Raw genomic sequence first — 7,383 nt, forward strand, 5'->3', positions numbered from 1 at the left:
CTAATTTAGCAGCCCACTTCTCTAAGCAAAGTGTTGCACAAGGTGTTGCCAGCAAAACAGCAAATATTGCTCTAGGTGAGCGACTATACCGTGGTGGTGATAAAACAAGAGGCATTACCGCTTGTATCGCTTGTCATGGCCCTAAGGGTGCGGGCATTCCATCAGCAGGATTTCCAGCATTGGCCTCCCAACATGCAGCGTATACAGCAAAGCAGTTGAAAGATTTTCGTCAGGTATCAATTAATGCACAAACAGAATCTAGCGCACCAGCCAGAACGAATGACCAGTTAAAAATGATGACTGCATTTACTAAAGATTTAAATAATGCAGAAATTGAAGCGCTAGCGCAATATATCGCTGGTTTACATTAAGCCTAAGTCTTTAAAGTAAACTTATAAAAAAGGCAGTATTTACTGTCTTTTTTATTGCCTTAAATTTTAGGTATAATTGTCTTTTTTTATCAGTAAGAGACGGATTTAATACACATGAAAACTTCATTAGAAACACTAGAAGGTCTAAAAAGATCATTAACAGTAGGCGTAACCATTGATATGTTCAACCAAAAGGTTGAAAAAAGCTTAAAAACAATGGCTTCGCAAGTGAGTATTGATGGCTTTAGAAAGGGTAAGGTTCCTGTTTCTATGGTGAAGCAACGTTTTGGCGATAATGCGAAATCAGAAGCGGTTAATGAAATTGTTAATGAAACGCTGGTTGAGGCATTAACTGAAGTTAAGTTATCTCCAGCTGCAAGACCAACGGTTACTAAAATTGATTCAGAAGGTGAAACAGAGTTTTTCTACACAGTAGAATTTGAAGTATTCCCAACAATTGAAATGGCAGATTTTTCTGGCCTAGAGATTGATCAAATTGAAGTAGACATTACTAAGGCTGACGAAGACAGAACGTTAAACGGCCTACAAGAGCAGTTGACAGAGTATAAAGCGGTTAAGCGTAAGTCAAAAGCCGGCGACAGATTAGCGTTGGATTTCGTGGGTACGATTGAAGGCGAGAAGTTTGAAGGTGGCGAAGCGACTGACTTTAAATTAGTATTAGGCAAAGGTACGATGATTCCTGGTTTTGAAGACAGTGTAACTGGTGTTGAAGCTGGTAAAACCGTTGAGCTTGATGTGAATTTCCCGGATGATTATCAAGCAACTCACTTAGCTGGAAAACCAGTTAAATTCTCAATTAGTGTTAACGAAGTAGGCTCACCTAAGTTGCCAAAATTGGATGCTGAATTCGCTAAAAAATTCGGCGAAGATACAATGGATAAGCTGCTTGTCAGCATGAAAGAGCAAATGCGTACTGAAATTAATGGCCGTATTGAACAGCTAAATAAAGATGCAATATTTGGTGCATTAGCGGGCGCTAACGAGTTTGACGTGCCGCAAGGTAGCATTGATGGTGAGGCGCAAAATTTATTAGCTGAGATGAAAGATCGTATGCAGCAGCAAGGTCAGTCAGCACCAGATGACATGCCAGCAACGGTATTTAATGATGAAGCAGAGCGTCGAGTTAAGTTAGGCTTGATGGTAAGTCAGATTGCTAGTGATAACAACATGGTGGCAAGCATGGAGCAAATTGATGAAAAAATTGCTGAAATGTCTCAAGCTTACGGTGAAAATGCACAGCAAATGGTTGATTACTACAATGAAGACGTTTCAAGAAAATCAAGCGTTGAGCTAATGATTGTTGAAAAAATGGTGCAAGATAAAATTTTAGAAGGCGCAAAAATTAAGCCAGTTAAAAAGAAATTTACAGAAATTACTGAACAAGGTTGAATTAATGGATATTAATAATCTGAATCAAATCCCTATGGTGGTGGAGCAATCTGCCCGCGGCGAGCGTTCATACGATATCTACTCGCGCCTACTAAAAGAACGTATTATTTTCTTAGTAGGCCCTGTAGAAGACTATATGGCCAATGTGGTGGTTGCTCAGTTATTATTTTTAGAATCTGAAAATCCTGATAAAGACATTCATTTGTACATTAATTCACCCGGTGGTTCGGTGACTGCTGGTTTGGCGATTTATGACACCATGCAGTTTATTAAGCCTGATGTGTCTACTTTATGTATTGGCCAAGCAGCATCAATGGGTGCCTTGTTATTAACAGCAGGTGCCAAAGATAAGCGCTTTGCTTTGCCGAATGCAAGAATGATGATCCATCAGCCATTAGGCGGCTTCTCTGGTCAAGCCAGTGATATTGACATTCATGCTAAAGAGATTTTAACTGTAAGAGAAAAGTTAAATAACATCATGAAAACCCACACAGGACAGAGCCTTAAAACTATTCAAAAGGATACCGATAGAGATAACTTTATGTCAGCGGCTGATTCAGCTGATTATGGATTGATTGATAAGGTGATCGCTAAGCGTTAATTATGGCAGAAGACGATAAAAAAGAACTTTCTTGTTCATTTTGCGGCAAGGCTAAATCTGAAGTTGAGCGTTTAATCGCTGGACCGGGTGTCTATATTTGTAATGAATGTATTGAATCTTGCCATGACCTTATCGAAGAGCAGGCGGTTAAGGAAATTACGGATCAGCATCAGGATTGGGACTACACACCTATGCAGTTGCGTGATTTTCTAAATGATTATGTCATTGGGCAGGATCATTCTAAAAAAGTGCTTTCAGTAGCGGTTTACAACCACTATAAGCGCCTAAAAAATGATTATGTTTCTAATGAGGTTGAGTTAGATAAATCAAACATCCTAATGGTGGGTCCGACGGGTTCGGGTAAAACGTTGTTAGCGCAGACATTGGCTCGTATTTTAGATGTGCCATTTACTGTTGCTGATGCCACCACACTAACGGAAGCGGGCTATGTGGGCGATGATGTTGAGAATGTCATTAAGAGTTTGTTGTCTAAATGTGATTTTGACCCTCAGCGTGCTGAGCGCGGCATTATTTTTATTGATGAAATTGATAAAATCTCACGTCGTTCTGATTCGCCTTCTATTACTCGAGATGTATCCGGTGAAGGTGTACAACAAGCCATGTTGAAATTGATTGAAGGTACGGTTGCCTCTGTGCCGCCACAAGGTGGTCGTAAACATCCTAATCAAGAAACTATTGATGTGGACACCTCAAAAATTTTATTCATTTGTGGTGGTGCATTCGATGGATTAGATGCAATTATTAATCGCCGTGTTGAAAAAGTAACCGGCATTGGCTTCTCTGCTGCTGTCAAAGATGAGAACGAAAAGAAAACACTGACTGACTTATTTGATTTAATCCAGCCAGAAGATTTAATTAAATTTGGCCTAATTCCTGAATTGGTTGGCCGACTGCCTGTGCAAACAGCATTGTCAGAACTGGATGAAGATGCTTTGGTACAAATTCTAACTAAGCCGAAAAATTCAGTGGTTAAACAATTTCAAGAAATCTTTAAACTTGAGGATGTTAAATTAACGTTTAGAAAAACATCACTATTAGCCATTGCTAAATTGGCCATAAAGCGCAAAACAGGCGCTCGTGGTTTGCGTTCAATTCTTGAAGATTTGTTGCTAGACACCATGTTTGAATTGCCATCATTAAAAGATGTATCTGAAGTGGTGATTGATAAAAAAGTGGTTGAAAAAAACAAAGAGCCGCTGATTGTTTACAAATCTGAAAAATCCAAGCCTAATAAAAAAGCTAGCTAAGCGCCACTCTTTTGGAATTATTTGATCGTCAGAAAGAAGCCGTTGGACAAGGTGAGCGAACCTTGTTGGTGTATGTCGAGTTACCTTCAACGCGCAATATCCACAATGCCAAATCTGAGTTTAAAGAACTAGCAGAATCTTCAGGCTTGGATATTGTGGATGCTATTCAAGTTAATCGAAATTCTGCTTTGGCGCAATACTATATTGGCACAGGCAAGGTTGATGAAATTGCTCAAATGGTTAAAGAGCTTGAACTTGATTTGGTTATTTTTTCACCCGAACTTTCTCCTTCTCAAGAACGTAATTTAGAAAAAACCTTAGAATGTCAGGTAATGGATCGTACAGGGCTAATCCTAGATATTTTTGCACTCAGAGCAAGTTCATTTGAAGGTAAGCTGCAAGTAGAGCTTGCGCAATTGCGTCACTTGTCTACACGTCTAGTTCGAGGTTGGACTCACTTAGAACGACAAAAAGGTGGTATCGGTATGCGTGGTCCGGGTGAAACACAGCTTGAGACTGATAAGCGTTTGATTGCTGTACGCATCAAGAATATCACCAAGCGTTTAGATAAAGTCCATAAACAGCGAGATTTGGGGCGTAAATCACGTACTAAAAACGAACTACCCATGATTGCGTTAGCGGGCTATACCAATGCGGGCAAGTCTACTTTATTTAACACACTGACAGATGCAGAAGTCTATGCGCATGATCAACTATTTGCAACATTAGACGCCACCATTAGACGCGTTATTTTGCCAGCATCTGGTGAGGCGGTAATTGCGGATACGGTTGGTTTTATTCAAAACCTACCGCATGACCTAGTTGATGCATTTAAATCAACCCTGGAAGAAACTAAGCGTTCTAATGTGTTGTTGCATGTTGTGGATAGTGCTGATGAATATAATGTTGAAAAAATTGATCAAGTTGAAGAGATTATCGAGCAAATTGGTGCGGGAAAAATCCCTAGCATATTGGTAATGAATAAAATTGATTGCCTTGAAAATTTTGTACCTCGCCTAGACCGAGATGAGTCAGGACGTGTTTACCGAGTATGGATTTCAAGCAAAACTGGCGAAGGCATTGATTTATTATATCAAGCGTTAGCCGAGCAGCTGAGTGGTATGATGACACGTGCGCGAATTGAACTCGATGTCATGAGTGCGTATATTCGTAGTGAAATTCATAATATTGGTTATATCCACAACGAAAAGGTGGATGATTTTGGTCAGTGGATACTTGAAATTAACGTCACTCATCACTATTTATCTAAATTATTAAACAAAAAAGGTGTCAAGTTGTTATGGGAACAAAGCCCGAAATAGAAGAAATTGATTTAAAGTTTGAGAATGCTCCTCTGTTGCCTTTGAGAGATGTCGTGGTGTTTCCGCATACGGTGATGCCATTATTTGTTGGTAGAAAAACCTCAGTTAACGCCATTACTCACGCCATGGCTGGCAGTAAATATATTTTCTTGGTCACCCAAAAAGACGACAAAGTAGAAAATCCACAATATGATGATTTGCATGAAGTTGGCACATTGGCCACTATTTTGCAAATGCTAAAACTGCCTGATGGCACAATTAAAGTATTGGTTGAGGGTGTGAAGCGTGCCAAGGTCGAGGCCATCATTGACTTAGAAGAGTATAGCGAGGTCCAGCTTAGTGATTTGGCACTAGCCTCAGAAGATGAAACTGAAGTTAAAGCGATGATGCGCCTAGCACTCGAGAGTTTTGAAAAATATATTAAGCTCAACAAAAAAATTCCTGAAGAAGTCTTAAAAATGCTTAAAGATGTTACCGATGTTGAGCGTTTTAGTGATGTTATTATTGCTAATTTGGCACTTAAAGTATCTGAAAAACAAGCGCTTCTTGGCGGTGACCAGGCTCAGGATAGATTGAATAAAATTTTAACGGTTATTCAAAGTGAAATCGAGGTGCTGGACACTGAGCATAAAATTCACTCACGCGTGCGCAAGCAAATGGAATCCAATCAGCGTGATTATTATTTGAATGAGCAGATGAAATCCATTCAAAAAGAATTGGGTAACGCTGAAGATGAAAATGAAATTGAGGAGTTGCAGTTAAGCATTAATAAGGCAAAAATGCCTAAAGCAGCTAAAGAAAAAGCGCAAAGCGAACTTAAGAAGTTATCACGCATGTCGTCTCAATCATCTGACGCTTCTATCATTCGCACCTATATTGAAAATTTATGTGATGTACCCTGGAAAAAGAAAACCATCATCAATAAAGACCTGAAAAAGGCGCAAAAAATTCTTGATGATGATCACTACGGCCTGGATAAAGTTAAAGAGCGTATTTTGGAGCATTTGGCGGTACAAACTAGAGTGTCTCATAATAAGGCAAATATTCTGTGTTTGGTGGGCCCGCCAGGTGTGGGTAAAACTTCTTTGGGTGAGTCTATTGCCAAAGCGGTTAATCGAAAATATGTGCGTATGGCTTTGGGTGGTGTTCGTGATGAGGCTGAAATTCGGGGTCACAGACGTACTTACATTGGTGCCATGCCTGGCTCAATTGTGCAAAAAATGCAGAAAGTCAACGTAAAAAATCCACTATTTTTACTTGATGAAATTGAGAAAATGGCCAGCGATTATCGCGGAGATCCTTCTTCAGCAATGTTAGAAGTGCTAGACCCTGAGCAAAATCATACCTTTAATGACCATTATTTAGAAGTTGATTATGACCTCTCGCAAGTGATGTTTGTGGCAACGGCTAACTCACTTGACCTACCTCAGCCATTGTTAGATAGAATGGAGATTATTGAGCTATCTGGTTACACGGAAGATGAAAAAGTCCAGATCGCCAAGCGTCACTTGATTAAGCAAGCAATGGACAGTAACGGTATTAAGGCGAATGAAATTAGCTTTAAAGATTCGGCTATTTTAAATATTATTCGTTATTACACCCGTGAAGCAGGCGTGCGTGGCCTTAATAGAACCATTAGCACTATTTGTCGTAAAGTGGTGAAAGAGGTGGTGCTTAAGAAGCGCAAAACCAAAGCTACCATTAGTGACAAGAATCTTGAAAAATATTTAGGCGTCAAGAAACATCGTTTTGGTCTGGCTGAAGAAAACAACCAAGTCGGAGAAGTAACTGGTTTGGCATGGACATCAGTTGGTGGCGATCTTTTAACCATTGAAGCAACCGCTTATAAGGGTAAGGGTAAGCTTAACTATACTGGCCAACTAGGCGACGTCATGAAAGAATCCATTCAAGCGGCTATGAGCGTCACTCGCACACGAGCAAAAGAACTAGGCCTTAGTGATGATTTTCAAGAAAAGCTTGATATTCATATTCATGTACCTGATGGTTCAACACCAAAAGACGGCCCGAGTGCGGGTGCGGCAATGTGTACAGCGTTGGTATCTGTACTCACAGGGCGTAAGGTTAAGGCTGATGTGGCTATGACTGGTGAAATCACCTTACGTGGTGAAATAACGCCAATTGGCGGCCTAAAGGAGAAAATGCTAGCAGCCCTTCGTGGCGGTATTAAAACCGTGATCATTCCAGATGACAACGAACGTGAGTTGTCTGAAGTGCCAGAGAAGATCAAAGGCAATCTTAATGTGATCAAAGTTAAGTGGATTGATGAAGTATTGGATATTGCCTTAGAACAATAACAGCAAGTTTTAAGATCAATAAAAAAAGGCGCTGTAAGCGCCGTGTGAACGCCTCACTTCAACGGCTGTGTTAGCAGTCCGCTGAAAGTGTTTGTT

At 40.1% G+C, this 7,383-nt stretch carries 6 protein-coding genes; all 6 read left to right on the forward strand.

Going from position 1 to position 7,383, the window contains the following annotated elements; translation table 11 throughout:
• On the forward strand, positions 1 to 371 hold a 371-nt coding region (locus PSN35_RS05105), incomplete at its 5' end, for a c-type cytochrome (RefSeq protein ID WP_300030378.1).
• A gap of 114 nt (positions 372 to 485) precedes the next feature.
• On the forward strand, positions 486 to 1,781 hold the full coding sequence (gene tig, locus PSN35_RS05110) for a trigger factor (RefSeq protein ID WP_300030381.1): 1,296 nt from the start codon (positions 486 to 488) through the stop codon (positions 1,779 to 1,781).
• A gap of 4 nt (positions 1,782 to 1,785) precedes the next feature.
• Entirely contained in the window at positions 1,786 to 2,382 is a 597-nt protein-coding gene (clpP, locus tag PSN35_RS05115; protein WP_300030384.1) for an ATP-dependent Clp endopeptidase proteolytic subunit ClpP, read from the forward strand.
• 2 nt (positions 2,383 to 2,384) lie between these two features.
• Positions 2,385 to 3,650, forward strand: a complete 1,266-nt coding sequence (gene clpX / locus PSN35_RS05120; RefSeq protein ID WP_300030387.1) for an ATP-dependent Clp protease ATP-binding subunit ClpX — start codon at positions 2,385 to 2,387, stop codon at positions 3,648 to 3,650.
• 11 nt (positions 3,651 to 3,661) lie between these two features.
• A complete protein-coding gene (hflX, locus tag PSN35_RS05125; RefSeq protein ID WP_300030390.1) occupies positions 3,662 to 4,972 on the forward strand; it encodes a ribosome rescue GTPase HflX in 1,311 nt (436 codons plus the stop codon).
• Positions 4,951 to 7,287 carry an endopeptidase La gene (gene lon / locus PSN35_RS05130; RefSeq protein ID WP_300030393.1) on the forward strand — a complete coding sequence of 779 codons (2,337 nt, stop codon included), beginning with the start codon at positions 4,951 to 4,953 and terminating at the stop codon, positions 7,285 to 7,287. Before hflX ends, lon begins: the two co-directional genes overlap by 22 nt.
• Positions 7,288 to 7,383: the final 96 nt, after the last annotated feature.

Source organism: Candidatus Thioglobus sp. (assembly GCF_028599055.1).
GTDB lineage: Bacteria > Pseudomonadota > Gammaproteobacteria > PS1 > Pseudothioglobaceae > Thioglobus_A.